Annotated in this window: 14 protein-coding genes; 8 read left to right on the top strand and 6 right to left on the bottom strand. The window is 66.5% G+C overall.

The window, feature by feature from the left end; translation table 11 throughout:
• The first annotated feature begins 19 nt into the window (after positions 1-19).
• The 4 genes from ASF61_RS18700 to ASF61_RS18685 are packed head-to-tail and all read left to right on the top strand — an operon-like array spanning position 20 to position 6,254.
• Positions 20-3,616: a response regulator gene (locus ASF61_RS18700; protein WP_056159700.1), complete on the top strand. Its 3,597-nt coding sequence runs from the start codon at positions 20-22 to the stop codon at positions 3,614-3,616.
• On the top strand, positions 3,613-4,431 hold the full coding sequence (locus ASF61_RS18695) for a protein-glutamate O-methyltransferase CheR (protein WP_200919905.1): 819 nt from the start codon (positions 3,613-3,615) through the stop codon (positions 4,429-4,431). The genes ASF61_RS18700 and ASF61_RS18695 overlap by 4 nt, the downstream gene beginning before the upstream one ends.
• A 3-nt stretch (positions 4,432-4,434) precedes the next feature.
• Positions 4,435-5,055 (top strand): chemotaxis protein CheB, encoded by a 621-nt coding sequence (locus tag ASF61_RS18690; RefSeq protein ID WP_056159347.1) that lies wholly within the window; start codon positions 4,435-4,437, stop codon positions 5,053-5,055.
• Positions 5,055-6,254: a hybrid sensor histidine kinase/response regulator gene (locus tag ASF61_RS18685; RefSeq protein WP_056159344.1), complete on the top strand. Its 1,200-nt coding sequence runs from the start codon at positions 5,055-5,057 to the stop codon at positions 6,252-6,254. Before ASF61_RS18690 ends, ASF61_RS18685 begins: the two co-directional genes overlap by 1 nt.
• A gap of 6 nt (positions 6,255-6,260) precedes the next feature.
• On the opposite strand, the gene ASF61_RS22975 is transcribed toward ASF61_RS18685, so the two are convergent.
• The 4 genes from ASF61_RS22975 to ASF61_RS18665 form a co-directional block, all read right to left on the bottom strand.
• A complete protein-coding gene (locus ASF61_RS22975) occupies positions 6,261-6,689 on the bottom strand; it encodes an EF-hand domain-containing protein (protein ID WP_229205926.1) in 429 nt (142 codons plus the stop codon).
• Positions 6,690-6,849: 160 nt separating this feature from the next.
• On the bottom strand, positions 6,850-7,353 hold the full coding sequence (locus ASF61_RS18675) for a nucleoside deaminase (protein ID WP_056159338.1): 504 nt from the start codon (positions 7,351-7,353) through the stop codon (positions 6,850-6,852).
• A 9-nt stretch (positions 7,354-7,362) separates the two neighbouring features.
• The gene (locus ASF61_RS18670; protein ID WP_056159334.1) at positions 7,363-8,442 is read right to left on the bottom strand and encodes a BMP family ABC transporter substrate-binding protein; all 1,080 of its coding nucleotides are present in this window, start codon (positions 8,440-8,442) and stop codon (positions 7,363-7,365) included.
• 20 nt (positions 8,443-8,462) lie between these two features.
• Positions 8,463-9,329, bottom strand: a complete 867-nt coding sequence (locus ASF61_RS18665) for a hypothetical protein (RefSeq protein WP_056159329.1) — start codon at positions 9,327-9,329, stop codon at positions 8,463-8,465.
• 310 nt (positions 9,330-9,639) lie between these two features.
• Between ASF61_RS18665 and ASF61_RS18660 the strand changes: the two genes are divergently transcribed.
• The 4 genes from ASF61_RS18660 to ASF61_RS18645 all read left to right on the top strand — a co-directional run bounded on the left by ASF61_RS18660 (position 9,640) and on the right by ASF61_RS18645 (position 13,701).
• Entirely contained in the window at positions 9,640-11,205 is a 1,566-nt protein-coding gene (locus ASF61_RS18660; RefSeq protein ID WP_056159328.1) for an ABC transporter ATP-binding protein, read from the top strand.
• A complete protein-coding gene (locus ASF61_RS18655) occupies positions 11,192-12,280 on the top strand; it encodes an ABC transporter permease (protein WP_056159325.1) in 1,089 nt (362 codons plus the stop codon). Before ASF61_RS18660 ends, ASF61_RS18655 begins: the two co-directional genes overlap by 14 nt.
• The gene (locus ASF61_RS18650; protein WP_056159322.1) at positions 12,277-13,203 is read left to right on the top strand and encodes an ABC transporter permease; all 927 of its coding nucleotides are present in this window, start codon (positions 12,277-12,279) and stop codon (positions 13,201-13,203) included. The genes ASF61_RS18655 and ASF61_RS18650 overlap by 4 nt, the downstream gene beginning before the upstream one ends.
• Positions 13,204-13,383: 180 nt before the next feature.
• Positions 13,384-13,701, top strand: coding sequence for a 2Fe-2S iron-sulfur cluster binding domain-containing protein (locus tag ASF61_RS18645; RefSeq protein WP_056159319.1), 318 nt, complete (start codon positions 13,384-13,386; stop codon positions 13,699-13,701).
• 24 nt (positions 13,702-13,725) lie between these two features.
• Here ASF61_RS18645 and ASF61_RS18640 read toward each other — a convergent pair whose 3' ends face one another.
• Both ASF61_RS18640 and ASF61_RS18635 read right to left on the bottom strand, forming a co-directional pair.
• Positions 13,726-14,040 carry a hypothetical protein gene (locus tag ASF61_RS18640; protein ID WP_056159316.1) on the bottom strand — a complete coding sequence of 105 codons (315 nt, stop codon included), beginning with the start codon at positions 14,038-14,040 and terminating at the stop codon, positions 13,726-13,728.
• 42 nt (positions 14,041-14,082) lie between these two features.
• Entirely contained in the window at positions 14,083-15,318 is a 1,236-nt protein-coding gene (locus ASF61_RS18635) for an ABC transporter permease (RefSeq protein WP_082491807.1), read from the bottom strand.
• Positions 15,319-15,327 lie beyond the last annotated feature (9 nt).

The following is a 15,327-nucleotide window of genomic DNA, read 5'->3' as shown; positions in this document are numbered from 1 at the left end:
AGCTATCGTGGTCCGCATCATGCCCAATAAATCGTCGATGGACGACCAGTCGTTCCGCCGCATCCTGGCCCGCAACATCACCTTGCCGCTGGCGTCGGGGGTGGTCAGCGCCGGCGTGTTCGTCATCTTGCTGATTTACCTGATCACCACCATGAACTGGGTCGAGCACAGCGAACGGGTGATCGGCAGCGCCAACGAGATCAGCAAGCAGATGGTGGACATGGAAACCGGCATGCGCGGTTACCTGCTGACCGGCGACGAGGCATTCCTGCAACCGTACGTGCTGTCCAAGCCCAAGGTCACGGCCAATATCGAGAACCTGCTCAAGCTGGTGGAGGACAATCCGGCCCAGGTCGACCGCCTGCACAACATCCAGGCCCAGCATGGCGGCTGGGACAAGTATGCGCAGGAGATGATCGCGCTGCGGGCCGCCAACGGCGATGTCACCGGCTCGGTCAAGACCAATCGCGGCAAGACCCAGTTCGACGAAATCCGCCGCCTGCTCGACACCTTCATTTTGTCCGAGGCGCGCATGCGCCAGGAGCGCAACGACAGCGCCCGCAGCGTCACGTTCGTCGTGGCCGGCGTCTACCTGCTGCTGACGCTGGGCGTGGGCGGTGCGCTGGCCTGGTTCGGCCGGCGCGAACTGCTCGGCCTGTCCAAGGTGTATAACAGCGTGCTGCAGCAACACACGGAGCACGCGGAACTGCTGCAACAGCAGGCGTGGCTGCGCACCGGCCAGAGCGAGCTGGCCCAGCAGGGCATCGGCCAGATGGCGCTGCCGCAACTGTCGGCGGCGCTGCTGCAGTTCCTGGCGCGCTACCTCGATGCGATGGTGGGCGCGCTGTACCTGCGCGCGCCGGACGGCAGTTTCCACCGCGTGGCGTCGTACGGCTTCTCGGCCGAGTGGGACGCGCGCGAGCAGAAAATGCATCCGTCCGAAACGCTGGTGGCGCAAGCGGCCCTCGAGCGCCGCCTGATCCGCCTCGACCAGGTGCCCAGCGACTATATCCAGGTCAGTTCCGGCCTCGGCGCCGGCCCGGCCGCCAGCGTGCTGCTGGCGCCGCTCGACAACGATGGCGTGGTCAACGGCGTGGTCGAACTGGGCCTGCTGCGCCCGATCACCACGCGCGACATCGAATTCCTCACCCTGGTCAAAGGCAATATCGGCAACGCCATCGAAGCGAGCCACTCGCGCCAGCGCCTGCAGGAAGTGCTGGCCGAGACCCAGCAGCTCAACGAAGAGCTGCAGGTGCAGCAGGAAGAGCTGCGCACTGCCAACGAGGAACTGGAAGAACAGTCGCGCGTGCTGGAAGAATCGCAGGCCAGCCTGGAAAACCAGAAGGCCGAACTCGAGCAGACCAACGAGCAGCTGGCCGAACAGGGCCTGGCGCTCGACCACAAGAATGCCGCGCTGACCCAGGCGCAGCAGGAACTCGAGGAGCGCGCGGCCGAACTCGAACGCGCCAGCCAGTACAAGTCGCAATTCCTGGCCAATATGTCGCACGAGCTGCGCACGCCGCTCAACAGTTCGCTGATCCTGGCCAAGCTGCTGTCGGAAAACACGCTCGGCAACCTCAACGACGAACAGGTGCGCTTCGCCAACACCATCTATTCGGCCGGTAACGACCTGCTGAACCTGATCAACGACATCCTCGACATCTCCAAGGTCGAGGCGGGCAAGCTGGAACTGGTGCCCGAGCAGCTGTCGCTGCGCCACGTGGTCGAGGGCATGGCCATGGTGTTCGAGCCGCTGGCCCAGCAAAAGAAACTGGCGTTCCAGGTGCAGGTGGCCGACGATGTGCCGGCGCACCTCGTCTCCGACCGCCAGCGCCTCGAGCAGATCCTGAAGAACCTGCTGTCGAATGCGCTCAAGTTCACCAGCGCCGGCCAGATCACGCTCAGCCTCGAGCGCGTGGGCGCCGACGCGGTGGGCTTCGCGGTGCACGATACCGGCATCGGCATCCGCCCGGAAGACCAGGTCGGCATCTTCAACGCCTTCCAGCAGGCCGACGGCACCACCAGCCGCAAGTATGGCGGCACCGGCCTGGGCCTGTCGATCTCGCGCGACCTCGCGCACCTGCTGGGCGGCTCTATCGGCCTGGCGTCCGAGGTGGGGCAGGGCAGTTGCTTCACGCTGACCTTGCCGCTGGCGTTTACCGCGCCTGAAGCCGGTCCGCGCCTGGGCAGCGCCAGCGCGCCGGCCGAGCTCGATGAACAGGGCCGCACCCATGCCTACGCTGCGGCCAGCGTGGCTGCCGCGCCGGTGCCGGTGGCGGCGCCCGCTGCCACGCCGTGGAAGGCGATGGCACCCAAGCCGGCTGCTGCCCCCGCTGCGCCCGCCGAGCCGGCCGAGCCGCCGCCACGCGTGCGCCCGTTTGCCGACGACCGCGCCGAGATCGACGAGATGCCGCAGGGCGCGGCCGGCCGGCGCACCGTGCTGGTGGTCGAGGACGACCCCACGTTCGCCCGCATCCTGTACGACCTGGCGCACGAAAAGCAGTACCGCTGCCTGGTGGCCTTCCATGCCGACGAGGGCCTGGAACTGGCGCGCCAGTACCGGCCGGACGCGGTGCTGCTCGACATCCGCCTGCCCGACCGCTCCGGCCTGTCGGTGCTGCAGCTGCTCAAGGACGATGCCACCACCCGCCACATCCCCGTGCACGTGGTGTCCGGCAGCGAGAACGGCGAAGCGGCGCTGCACCTGGGCGCCATCGGCTACGCCCTCAAGCCGGCCACGCGCGAGCAGCTGATGGACGTGTTCCGCCTGATCGAGACCAAGCTCACGCAAAAGATCAAGCGCGTGCTGCTGGTCGAAGACGACGACCGCCAGCGCGAGAGCGTGGTGCAGCTGATCTCGGACGACGACGTCGAAATCGTGGCCGTCGGCACCGGCGCCGAAGCGCTGGCGCTGCTGCGCACGACGATTTACGACTGCATGATCATCGATCTGAAACTGCCCGACATGCAGGGCAACGAGCTGCTGCAGAAAATGTCGGCCGAACAGTTGGCCGCCTTCCCGCCCGTGATCGTGTACACGGGCCGCAACCTGTCGCGCGCCGAGGAAGCGGACCTGCACAAGTATTCGCGCTCGATCATCATCAAGGGTGCGCGTTCGCCGGAGCGCCTGCTCGACGAGGTGACGCTGTTCCTGCACAAGGTGGAGGCGGACCTGTCGACCGAACGCCAGACCATGCTGCGCACCGTGCGCTCCCGCGACCGCGTGTTCGAGGGCCGGCGCATCCTGCTCGTCGATGACGACGTGCGCAACATCTTTGCGCTCACCAGCGCGCTCGAACAGAAGGGCGTGCTGGTCGAAGTGGGCCGTAACGGCTTCGAAGCGATCGAGAAAATGGACGCCCACCCCGACATCGACCTGGTACTGATGGACGTCATGATGCCGGGCATGGATGGCCTGGAAGCGACGCGCCGCATCCGCGCCGACGCCCGCTTCGAGCGCCTGCCGATCATCGCCATCACGGCCAAGGCCATGAAGGACGACCAGGAACAATGCCTGGCCGCCGGCGCCAGCGACTACCTGGCCAAGCCGATCGACCTGTCGCGCCTGTACTCGCTGCTGCGCGTGTGGATGCCCAACGGCGAGCGGGGCGCATGATGCACAGCGATACCGACATCGAGATCAAGGTGCTGATGGAAGCGATCTACATGAAGTACAGTTACGACTTCCGCGACTACACGGGCGCGTCGCAAAAGCGCCGCGTGCTGCACGCGATGCGCGACATGGAGTGCGCCACCATCTCGGCGCTGCAGGCGCGCATCATGCACGAGCCGGCCGCGTTCAGCCAGCTGCTGCAATACCTGACCATCCCCGTGACGTCGATGTTCCGCGACCCCAGCTACTGGCTGGCGCTGCGCGAACACGTGATGCCGGTGCTGCGCACGTATCCGTCGCTGAAGATCTGGATCGCCGGCAGCAGCACCGGCGAAGAGGTGTATTCGATGGCGATCCTGCTCAAGGAAGAGGGCCTGCTCGAGCGCAGCATGATCTACGCCACCGACATCAATCCGCAGTCGCTGGAAAAAGCGCGCAAGGGCGTGTTCCCGCTCGACGCCATGCGCGAGTACACGACCAACTACCAGGCTGCCGGCGGCACCCGCAGCTTCTCCGATTACTACACGGCGGCCTACAATGCCGCCCTGTTCGACGGCGCGCTGTGCGAGAACGTCACCTTCGCCGACCACAGCCTGGCGACCGACGCCGTGTTTGCCGAAACCCATTTGATCAGCTGCCGCAACGTGATGATCTATTTTAAGAAGAAACTGCAGGAGCGCGCCTTCGGCCTGTTCCACGAGTCGCTGTGCCACCGCGGCTTCCTGGGGCTGGGCAGCAAGGAGAGCATCGACTTTTCCGCCTACGGGCCCGCGTTCGAACCGGTGGTCAAGCGCGAACGGCTGTTCCGCAAGCGTTAAGCCATGCCGCACGCCGCCGCACTTGCCGCCATCGACGCTGCCCTGGCCAGCCGCCGCACCCGCCTCCAAGCGGTCGTGATCGGCGCCTCGGCCGGCGGCGTGGGCGCCTTGCTGAAATTGCTGCCGGGCTTGCCGCAGCAGTACCCGCTGGCCGTGGTGGCGGTGCTGCACGTGCCGGAAAAGCGCCAGAGCCAGCTGGCCGACGTGTTTGCGCCGCGCATGGCGCTGCCCGTGCGCGAGGCGGCCGACAAGGAAACCGTCACGTCCGGGACGCTCTACTTTGCCGGTTCCGGCTACCATTTGTCTGTCGAGTCGGATTACTGCTTTTCATTGAGCTGCGAGCCGCCGCTCAATTTTGCCCGGCCGTCGATCGACATCCTGATGGCGTCGGCGGCCGACGCCTACGGGCCGGCCCTGCTGGGCATCCTGCTGACCGGCGCCAACCACGACGGCGCGGCCGGCATGGCGGCCATCGGCCGCGCCGGCGGCCTGACCGTGGTGCAAGATCCCCAAGATGCTGAAGTGGCCACCATGCCACAGGAAGCGATCCGCGTGCGGCGCCCGGACCTGGTGCTGCCGCTGGACGCGATCCATACATTGCTGTTGAAGTTGGAGAAGAATTAATGCAAGCCGAGCAACCGACCAAACTGCTGATCGTCGACGATCTGCCGGAAAACCTGCAAGCCCTGAACGCCGTGATCCGGGGCCCGGGGCGCGAGATCTTTCAGGCCGGCTCCGGCGAGGAAGCGCTGGCGCTGCTGCTGCAGCACGACTTTGCCATGGCCTTTCTCGATGTGCAGATGCCGGGCATGGACGGTTTCGAGCTGGCCGAGCTGATGCGCGGCACCGAGAAGACCCGGCAGATCCCGATCGTGTTCGTGACCGCCGCCGGCAAGGAACTCAATTATTCGTTCAAGGGTTACGAGGCCGGTGCGGTCGATGTGCTGTACAAGCCGCTCGATTCGCGCGCCGTGCGCAGCAAGGTCGAAGTGTTCGTGGCGCTGTGGGAGCAGCGCGAAGCGATGCGGCGCCAGGTGCAGGCGCTGGAACAGGCGCGCCAGGCGCAGGAAGCCATGCTGGCCGAACTGAACGCGGCGCAAGCCCAGTTGCAGCGCGCGCTGGCCATGCGCGACGAATTCATGTCGATGGTGTCGCACGAGATGCGCACGCCGCTCAACACGCTATACCTGGAAACCCAGCTGCGCAAGATGCAGCTCGAACGCGGCAACATGGCCGCCTTCGGCGCCGAGCAGCTGCAGCGCATGGTGGCGCGCGACGACCGCCAGATCCAGAGCATCATCCGCCTGATCGACGACATGCTCGACGTCTCGCGCATCCGCAGCGGCAAGCTGTCGCTGCGCCCGGGCTGGGTGGAAATGTCGGCCCTGCTGCGGCGCGTGGTGCACGACCTGACGCCGCAGGCGGCCACCGCCTGCTGCAGCATCAGCCTTGACGCCGGCACGCCGGTCAGCGGCTGGTGGGACGAATTCCGCATCGAGCAGATCGTCGTCAACCTGCTCACCAACGCCATGCGCTACGGCGCCCAGCAGCCGGTGACGGTGGTGCTGAACGTGCACGACGACCAGGTGCTGGTCGAGGTGCGCGACCAGGGACCGGGCATCGCGCCCGAACTGCAGCAAAAGATATTCGAGCCGTACGAGCGTGGCGTGGGCAACGAGGTGCCGTCGGGGCTGGGACTGGGGCTGTACATCTCGCGCGAACTGGCCGAGGTCCACCACGGCAGCCTGACCGTGCGCAGCACGCCGGGCGCGGGCGCCGTCTTCACGCTCGCGCTGCCGCGCTCGGAAGCGCCGCCGGTCTGAACGGGATCAGCGCGCGTTGGCTTCTTCGCGGCGGCGGATCAGGTAGGCGTTGACGTCGTCGAAGGTGACGTGACCGCGCTGGGCGGTATCGATGCTGTCGAAATTCTTTTCGACCACCGACAGGCCGGCCTGGTGCGCTTCCTCGCGGTTCAGCGTGCCGCTGTTGTCGAGGTCGGCATCGGCAAAGCGCTTTTTCAGGTTCTGCATCGGCTGCAGGCGCAGCAGGATCGGGCCGGCCGCATCCTTCACGCCAGCGCCAGGCACGAGCTCGCGCCGCGACTGGCGCATGGCGCGCGGCACGTAGGCATCGGAATAGGGCGTGGCCACGGTCGCCCTGGCAGCCTTGTCGACGGGCGCCGTCTGCGCCTGCGCCGGCGCCAGCGACAGGCTGCCGACGGTGGCTGCCGTGGCAGCTAATAAATGTAATATCGTCATGATTATCTCCCCCGCATCGCGTGATGCCTGGTTCAGGGTGATACTCTGACCCCATTACGGAAAATTAGCAATCGATGTCGCCGTGACCGGTACCGGCGCCGCCCTGCCGGCCCAAGTTGTTGCCCCAAAACATCACTTGGTGGCAACAATATTGTTCGATTTAATACGTTTCAGTGGCGGGTCCGCCTTGCCAGAACCCCGCATGCGCGCGCCGCGCTTCGTCTTCGCGCAGCGGCCCGATCACTTCGGTCGGGCGCTGGCCGGCGGCAAACACCGTGCGGCACGGCACAGCCAGGGTCGGATTTTCGGGATCGTCACCGGTCAGTTGCAGCAGGCTCGCTTCCGACAGCGCGTACACCACCCGGCCCACGCCGCTCCAGTAGGTGCCGCCGCTGCACATGGCGCATGGTTCGGCGCTGGTGTACAGCGTGGCGCCGGCCAGTTCGGCCGGGCTGAAACGTTGCGACGCCAAGCGCAGCGCGTTCATTTCGGCGTGCGCAGTGCGGTCGCTCGACGAGGCGTTCATCGCTGCCGCCAGCACGGTGCCGTCGGCCGCCACCACCATCGCGGCAAACGGATGGTGGCCTTCGTCGCGCGAGCGCTGCGCCAGCGCCAGCACCTCGGTCAGCCAGACATGGTCCTGCGCGGTGGCGGCAGCAGTCATCGCGGGCGCCTATTTCGGGATCGTGCCATCGACACCCTGGACATAGAAATTCATCGACGTCACATCCTTTTCCGGCGCGCGCACGCCGGCCGCGTACCGGATGGCGCCCGACTGGTCCTTGATCGGACCGGTGAACGGCGCAAACGTGCCGGCCGTGAGCGCAGCCTTTTTTTCCTCGTACAGCTTGGCCGCTGCCGCAGGCACCACGGCGTTCAGCCTGGACATCTTGACCATGCCTTCCTTCAAACCGCCATGGTAGTTATCGCTTTTCCAGGTGCCGGCGATGACCGCCTTGGCCGTGTCGATGTAGTAGCCGGACCAGTCGTTGGTGGCGGCGGTCAGGTGGGCCTTGGGGGCGAAGCGCGCCATGTCCGAGTCCCAGCCGAATGCATACACGCCTTTTTCCTGCGCCACCAGCAGCGTGGCCGGCGAGTCGGTGTTTTGCGCCATCACGTCGGCACCCTGCGCCACCAGCGTTTCCGCTGCCTGGCGTTCCTTGGCCGGGTCGTACCACGAGTTCACCCAGATGACCTTGGTCTTGATGCCGGGGTTGACGCTCTGGGCGCCGAGCGTAAACGCATTGATGTTGCGGATCACCTCGGGGACCGGGAACGAGGCGACGAAGCCCAGCGTGTTCGACTTGGTCATCTTGCCGGCCAGGATGCCGTTCAGGTACGAGCCTTCGTACAGGCGCGATTCGTAGGTGCCCAGGTTCTTGGCGCGCTTGAAACCGGTGGCGTGCACGAAGGTGACGCCGGGCGCGCTTTTTGCCACTTTTTCGGTGGCGTTCATGTAGCCGAACGAGGTGGTGAAAATCAGCTTGTTGCCTTCGGAGACGAGCTTGCGGATCACGCGCTCGGAGTCCGCCCCCTCGGGCACATTTTCCACGTAGGTGGTCTTGACCTGCCCGCCGAGCGCCTTTTCCAGCGCCAGGCGGCCCTGGTCGTGGGCATAGGTCCAGCCGGCGTCGCCGACCGGGCCCACGTAGACGAAACCGACCTTCAGCGGCTCGGCGGCAAACGACGGGATGGCGGCAGCCAAAGTGCAGGCGGCGGCAATGGCGGTCAGTGCGGTGCGGCGGTTCATCATGGGCGTCCTCGGGATCGGTTTTAAAAATGGTATTCGGCGCGAACCATCGGCGTGCGGGCCGTGGCGCCGTTGTTGTTGCGGCTCGGGTTGCCGAACTTGTTGCGCCAGTACTGGTACTCGGCGCCGACCTTGAACGTGTTTTTGGCGGCGCCGACCGCGCCGCTCAGGTCGTACATGATCTGCATGTCGATATTGGTTTCCGGCGCGGTGCCGCCGCCGAATTCGTTGGTGCCCTTGGCGGTGATGAAGTTGGCGTAGCCCTCGAAGCTCAGTGGAATGCCGATGTCGAACGGGATGCCCCAGGCGCCGGTCAGCATGGCGTGGGTCTTGTACGAGTAGCGCGGCGTGGCCTGGTTGGTGAAGGTGTTATACGGCGCATTCGATTCCCAGATCGCCAGCAGGCTCACGTCCAGAAAACCGGGGACGTCGAACATCAGCGTGGGGCCGGCCACCACCATGCGCTTCTTCGAGTTGTAGCCGGCGTCGGTCTTGCTGTTGTAGTCGAAGCCGGCCGTGGCGCCGATGCTGCGCACGGGACCGAAGGCATAGCTCTTGCCGGCGATCTTGCCGAAGTCCAGCGTGTGGCGGTACACGGCATACGCTTCGTGGGCGCCGCTGTTGGAGCCGGCCGACGACGGGTCGAGATCGGACGACATCAGCAGATCGACGCTGAAAAAATTCTTGCCGTACTTGTAGCCGGAGACGTGACTGAAGTTGACGATGTTCTTGGTGATGTCGTTGTCGTTGAACGGCTCGGCGAATTTGGTGCCGTAGCGGTAGCTGAGCGAGGTGTCGCTCCAGTCGGCCGCCGCGGCAGCACCGACGGCGCCGGCAGCGAGGAGGGCAAAGGCAGCGGTGCGGCGGATCAGGCGTGAACGACGTGGCATGGACGGACTCCGTGTAAATGATGTGGGCAGCAAACAGCGATGCAAGGCTGCGGGACGGCGATTGTAATCGTGAATCAACCCTCGACGACAATCTAGCAAGGATCAGGCCAGTGGCAGTCCTGCTGCCGCGCCGCACCGCACCGGCCGGCACCATGGCGACCGGTCGCGTCCTCCGGCGCACAGTTTTGGGGAGCGGTCCATCCCGCTTTAGTGCAGGGTGGGCCCACTACCGGCCGGCGCGCAGCGCGTATCGTGGCATGCTCCTTGCGTCTGACCTGGTCCATCACTGGTGACGAGGAAGGACTGGCGAATGACTGAACCGCGCTTGCAGCTGCTGGGCATCTCCAAGGTCTATCCGTCGGTGGTGGCCAACGACCGGGTGGATCTGACCGTGATGCCGGGCGAGATCCACGCCGTGCTGGGCGAGAACGGCGCCGGCAAGAGCACACTGATGAAGATCATCTACGGCGTGGTCAAACCCGACGATGGTCAGATCCTGTGGCAGGGCCGGCAGGTGCAGATCGAGTCGCCGCACGCGGCGCGCAAGCTCGGCATCGGCATGGTGTTCCAGCACTTCGCGCTGTTCGACACGCTGAGCGTGGCCGAGAACATCGCGCTGGCGCTGGACCAGAAAACCTCGCCGGCAGCGCTGGCGCCGCGCATCCGTGCCGTCTCCGAACAATATGGCCTGCCGCTCGACCCGACGCGCCTCGTGCACAGCATGTCGGTGGGCGAGCGCCAGCGCGTGGAAATCGTGCGCTGCCTGCTGCAGTCGCCGAAGCTGCTGATCATGGACGAGCCGACCTCGGTACTGACACCCGACGCCGTGCTGAAACTGTTTGCGTCGTTGCGGCGACTGGCGGCCGAAGGCATGAGCATCGTCTACATCAGCCACAAGCTCGACGAAATCCAGGCGCTGTGCGACAAGGCCACCGTGCTGCGCGGCGGGCGCGTGTCCGGCACCGCGCTGCCGCAGCAGGAAAGCGCGCGGTCGCTGGCCGCGCTGATGATCGGCCGCGAACTGCCCGTGTGCGTCCATACGCCGCAGCCGCCGGGCGCCGTGGCGCTGGCGCTCGACGCGCTCACCGTCGACAGCGCCGAGCCGTTCGGCACCCAGCTCAAGGGCATCGGCCTGGCGCTGCGCAGCGGCGAGATCGTCGGCATCGCCGGCATCTCCGGCAACGGCCAGCAGGAGCTGCTCAAGGCGATCTCGGGCGAGCGGCCGCTGGGACCGGGCCAGGGCACGATCCGCCTGCTCGGCCAGGACGTGGGGCCGCTCGACGCGGCGCAGCGGCGCTGGCGCGGCCTCGGTTTCGTGCCCGAGGAGCGGCTGGGGCGGGGCGCCGTGCCCGACCTGTCGCTGGCCGACAATGCGCTGCTGACCGGCTACGTGCCGCCGGCCACGGCCATGGTGCAGCGCGGACTGGTGCGGCGCGGCGCGGTGGCCGCGTTTGCACGCGACGTGATCGCGCGCTTCCAGGTCAGGTGCGGCGGCGAGCGCGCGGCGGCGGCCAGCCTTTCGGGCGGCAATCTGCAGAAATTCATCGTCGGGCGCGAGATTCTGCTGGCGCCCCGGGTGATGGTGCTGGCCCAGCCCACCTGGGGCGTCGATATCGGCGCGGCCATGCTGATCCGCCAGGCCATCCTCGACATGCGCAGCGCCGGCGTGGCGGTGCTGGTGCTGTCCGAGGACATCGACGAGCTGTTCATGCTCAGCGACCGCATCGCCGTGCTGGCCGATGGCCGCCTGTCGCGCGCCGTGCCGGTGGCCGAGACCAGCGTCAGCCAGGTCGGCGTATGGATGAGCGGCGATTTCGATGAACAAGGCGCCGTTGCCGACCCTACCGTTACAGGAGCACCGCATGTCCCGGCTTGAAAAACGTCCCGCACCCTCGCGCCGCATGATGCTGGCGTCACCGCTGATCGCGGCGCTGGCCATGCTGGCCACCGGCTCGCTGCTGTTCCTGTTCCTCGGCCAGCCGCCGCTGCACGCGTTCTACGTGTACTTCGTCAAGCCGTGGACCACCATGTATGGCGCCGGCGAACTGCTGCTCAAGGCGACGCCGCTGATCCTGTGCGGCGTGGGCCTGGCGCTCGGCTTTCGCGCCAACGTCAACAACATCGGCGCCGACGGCCAGCTGACGGTCGGTGCGATTGCGGCCGGCGCCGTGGCCCTGCACTGCCAGGACGTGGAGGCATGGTGGATGCTGCCGCTGATGCTGGCAGCGGGCGCCGCGGGCGGCATGCTGTGGGCGGCGATTCCGGCGCTGCTGCGCACCCGCTTCAATACCAGCGAGATCCTGGTCAGCCTGATGCTGGTGTACGTGGCGTACCACCTGCTCAGCTACCTGGTGCACGGTCCGCTGCGCGATCCGGACGGTTTCAATTTTCCGCAATCGAAAATGTTCAGCGCCGCGGCCACCTTGCCGCTGCTGGTCGATGGCTTGCGCCTGAACGCGGCGTTTATTCTGTCGCTGCTGGCGGCCGGCGCCGCATGGTTCTTTTGCCGCCATACGTTTGCCGGCTACCGCATGCAGGTGAGCGGCATGGCGCCGGCCGCCGCCCTGTACGCCGGCTTTTCCGAGCCGCGCAATGTCTGGCTGGCCTTCATGGTCAGCGGCGCGCTGGCCGGCGTCGCCGGCGTGGGCGAGGTAGCCGGGCCGCTGGGCCAGCTGCAGCCGTCGGTCTCGCCCGGCTACGGCTTTGCCGCCATCATCGTCGCCTACGTGGGCCGCCTGCACCCGCTCGGCGTGCTGCTGTCGGCGCTGCTGATGTCGCTGCTGTACATCGGCGGCGAAACCGCGCAGATCGAGCTCGGTGCGCCGTCGGCGATCACCGGCGTGTTCCAGGGCCTGCTGCTGTTCTACCTGCTGGCGGCGGACCTGTTCATCCATTACCGCCTGAAGCCGCATCCGAGGCCACAGCAGCGTACTGCGGGAGTCGTTTCATGATCACCACCGAACTGCTGATCGCCTTCCTGGCCAGCACTGCCGGCGCCGCCACGCCGCTGGTGGTGGCGTCGATGGGCGAGCTGGTGACCGAGCGCTCCGGCGTACTGAACCTGGGCCTGGAGGGCATGATGCTGGTCGGTGCAGTGACCGGTTTCGGTGTCACGCTCGGCACCGGCAGCATGGTGGCCGGCCTGCTGGCGGCGATGGCGGCGGGCATGGCGATGGCGCTGCTGTTCGGCTTTCTGGTGCTGACATTGCAGACCAACCAGGTGGCCACCGGCCTGGCGCTGACCCTGTTCGGCATCGGTGTCTCGGCTTTCGCCGGACGCGGCCTGGTCGGCCAGACCGTCGAGCGCATGCCGGGCCTGGCGCTGCCGCTGCTGTCGGACCTGCCGTTCGTCGGGCCGCTGCTGTTCCGCTTTGACGCCATCGTGTACGGCTCGCTGGTACTGGTGCTGGCGGTCGGGTGGATGCTGGCGCGCACCCGGCTCGGGCTGGTGATCCGCGCGGTGGGCGAGTCGCCGCACAGCGCCCATGCGATCGGCTTCAACGTCATCGGCCTGCGCTATGGCACGGTGCTATTCGGCGGCGCCATGGCGGGGCTCGGCGGCGCCTACCTGTCGCTGGCGCTGACGCCGATGTGGGTGGAAGGCATGACCGCCGGGCGCGGCTGGATCGCGCTGGCGCAGGTGGTGTTTGCCACCTGGAAGCCGCGCGGCGTGCTGCTGGGCGCCTACCTGTTCGGCGGCGTGACGGTGCTGCAGTTCCACGGCCAGGGCATGGGGCTGGCGATCCCGACCGAGTTTTTGTCGATGCTGCCCTATCTCGCCACCATCGTGGTGCTGGTGCTGATCTGCCGCAATCCGCAGACCATCCTGCTCAACAAGCCGATGTCGCTGGGCCAGAACTTCAAGGCCGACTGACGCGACCGTCTCTCTGCGATGGGGCGATGGGGCGACGGGGCGGCAGTCTGCCTGCAGGCAGACTGCCCGCCGGTCCGGCGCACGCGCGGGCAGCCCTGCCGCCAGTATTGTGGGCGCCCGGCCAGCCGCTGGGGAACGGGGCCTGGCGTATCATGGCGGTTTCGATCAGCGGACCAGCACATGTGCGACACCGAACCCGACACCAGATCCGACACGCTCGAAGTGACCCTGGCGGGACCGGGCTGGACCTTTGCTGCGGGCGCGGGCGTCTCCGTGCTGGCAGCAGCAGAGGCGGCCGGTATCCGCCTGCCCAGCTCGTGCCGCAACGGCACCTGCCGCACCTGTCTGTGCCGGCTCGACAGCGGCACTGTCCACTACCGGGTCGAATGGCCGGGCCTGAGCCGGGAAGAGCAGCGCGAGGGCTGCATGCTGCCGTGCGTGGCGGTGGCCGATACCGATCTCGTCATCACCGCGCCGGCAGCGCGCCGGCGCGCCTGAGCCGGCCCGCGGCAAGACGCCCGGTCAACCGTCCTGGCTGCCTTTGCGCAGCCGGTCGAGCAGGGCGTCGGTGGAGGCGCTCAGCGGCACGCCATGGCGGCGCAGCAGCTGGATGTGCAGCACCAGGTTTTCCAGCACCAGCTTGGCAGCCACCGCCAGCAGGGTCAGCTGCTTGTCCTGTTCGCTGAAATTGTCCATCGCTGCAGCCATGTCACACAGGTGGTTGGCGATCAGCGCGCGCAGGTCTTCCTCGGCAAACGGCAGGTCGGCGAAATCGATCGGATCGTCCTGCTCCACTTCCTGCATCAGCAGTTCCAGCGCTTGCGGCGTAATCGGCATGCGGACCTCCGGCGGTTGTTGGCGCCCTGCCATTCTAGCGGACTATTCGTACCGCAGCGCGTCGATCACATTGAGGTCGGCGGCCTTGGCGGCAGGCAGGATGCCGAACAACATGCCGACTGCGGACGAGAACGTCAGCGACAGCGCGATGGCCCACACCGGCACGTTGGGTGCCGGAAAACCGGGGATCAGGGCGCCGATCACGAACGCCAGGCCATAGCCCAGCATCAGGCCCAGCACGCCGCCGATCAGCGAGATGGCCACTGCCTCGATCAGGAACTGGGTCAGGATGTAGGCGCGCGACGCTCCCAGCGCCTTGCAGATGCCGATTTCCCGGGTGCGCTCGGTGACCGAAACCAGCATGATGTTCATGATGCCGATGCCGCCGACCAGCAGCGAAATGCTGACGATTCCGACCAGCACCACGGTCAGGCTGGACAGGATCTGGGTGAACGATTCGGTCAGTTGCTGCGAGGTCTGGACCTTGAAATCGTTCTTCTGACCAGGCTTGAGCTTGTGGGCGTTGCGCAGCAATGCCGTCACCCGGCTCTGGATTTCTTCGAGTTGTTCGATGCGGTCCACATTGAACGTGATGCTGACGTCCTGGCTGGCCAGATTGCCGGCCAGGGCCAGGCCGACCGAGAACGGGATGATCATGTAGTCGTCCTGGCTGATGCCGAGGATCTCGCCGCGCGGCTCGGCCAGCCCGACCACCTTGAACCAGTTGCCGTTGACCTGGATGTACTGCCCCACCGGATTTTTCGGCAGCAGCAGGTTTTCGCGCAGGGTTTCACCGATCACGCAGACATTGCGCCCCGACTCCTCGTCGGCCGCATTGAGGAAGCGGCCGGCCTGGGTATAGGCTTCGTAGGCATCCTGGTAGCTGGGCGTGCTGGCGATGACGCGGCTATAGCTGGTCTTGTTGCCGGCCTTGACCGTGGTGCCGAATTTGCCCACCGGCGAAAATGACGGCGTGATGCTGGAAATGCCGTCGATGCTGCGCCGGACCTTGTCGAGATCGGCGAGGGTCAGGCGGTTTTGCTTGCCCTGCAGCTGTTCCTCGAACGAGGTGTCCGAGCGCAGCGTCAGGCTGTTGCTGCCCAGGCCCTTGAAGCTGTCGGCGATGGTGGACGTCAATCCCTGCACCGTGGCCACCACCGCAATCACCGACGCCACACCGATGATGATGCCCAGCGACGTCAGGAAGCTGCGCAACCGGTGCGCCTGGATGCTGGCCAGTGCCGACGCGCAGCAGTCGTAAAGCATGCGTAAGGCCATTGAGATGTC

This window comes from Duganella sp. Leaf126, assembly GCF_001423125.1.
Lineage (GTDB): Bacteria > Pseudomonadota > Gammaproteobacteria > Burkholderiales > Burkholderiaceae_D > Rugamonas.
Note: the sequence above shows the minus strand (reverse complement) of the source record. Positions and strands in the feature narration are given on the sequence as shown.

Coding starts and splice junctions, on each gene's coding strand:
- ASF61_RS18700 (WP_056159700.1), top strand. CDS start 20: ATGCCCAATAAATCGTCGATGGACGACCAGTCGTTCCGCCGCATCCTG.
- ASF61_RS18695 (WP_200919905.1), top strand. CDS start 3,613: ATGATGCACAGCGATACCGACATCGAGATCAAGGTGCTGATGGAAGCG.
- ASF61_RS18690 (WP_056159347.1), top strand. CDS start 4,435: ATGCCGCACGCCGCCGCACTTGCCGCCATCGACGCTGCCCTGGCCAGC.
- ASF61_RS18685 (WP_056159344.1), top strand. CDS start 5,055: ATGCAAGCCGAGCAACCGACCAAACTGCTGATCGTCGACGATCTGCCG.
- ASF61_RS22975 (WP_229205926.1), bottom strand. CDS start 6,689: ATGACGATATTACATTTATTAGCTGCCACGGCAGCCACCGTCGGCAGC.
- ASF61_RS18675 (WP_056159338.1), bottom strand. CDS start 7,353: ATGACTGCTGCCGCCACCGCGCAGGACCATGTCTGGCTGACCGAGGTG.
- ASF61_RS18670 (WP_056159334.1), bottom strand. CDS start 8,442: ATGATGAACCGCCGCACCGCACTGACCGCCATTGCCGCCGCCTGCACT.
- ASF61_RS18665 (WP_056159329.1), bottom strand. CDS start 9,329: ATGCCACGTCGTTCACGCCTGATCCGCCGCACCGCTGCCTTTGCCCTC.
- ASF61_RS18660 (WP_056159328.1), top strand. CDS start 9,640: ATGACTGAACCGCGCTTGCAGCTGCTGGGCATCTCCAAGGTCTATCCG.
- ASF61_RS18655 (WP_056159325.1), top strand. CDS start 11,192: ATGTCCCGGCTTGAAAAACGTCCCGCACCCTCGCGCCGCATGATGCTG.
- ASF61_RS18650 (WP_056159322.1), top strand. CDS start 12,277: ATGATCACCACCGAACTGCTGATCGCCTTCCTGGCCAGCACTGCCGGC.
- ASF61_RS18645 (WP_056159319.1), top strand. CDS start 13,384: ATGTGCGACACCGAACCCGACACCAGATCCGACACGCTCGAAGTGACC.
- ASF61_RS18640 (WP_056159316.1), bottom strand. CDS start 14,040: ATGCCGATTACGCCGCAAGCGCTGGAACTGCTGATGCAGGAAGTGGAG.
- ASF61_RS18635 (WP_082491807.1), bottom strand. CDS start 15,318: ATGGCCTTACGCATGCTTTACGACTGCTGCGCGTCGGCACTGGCCAGC.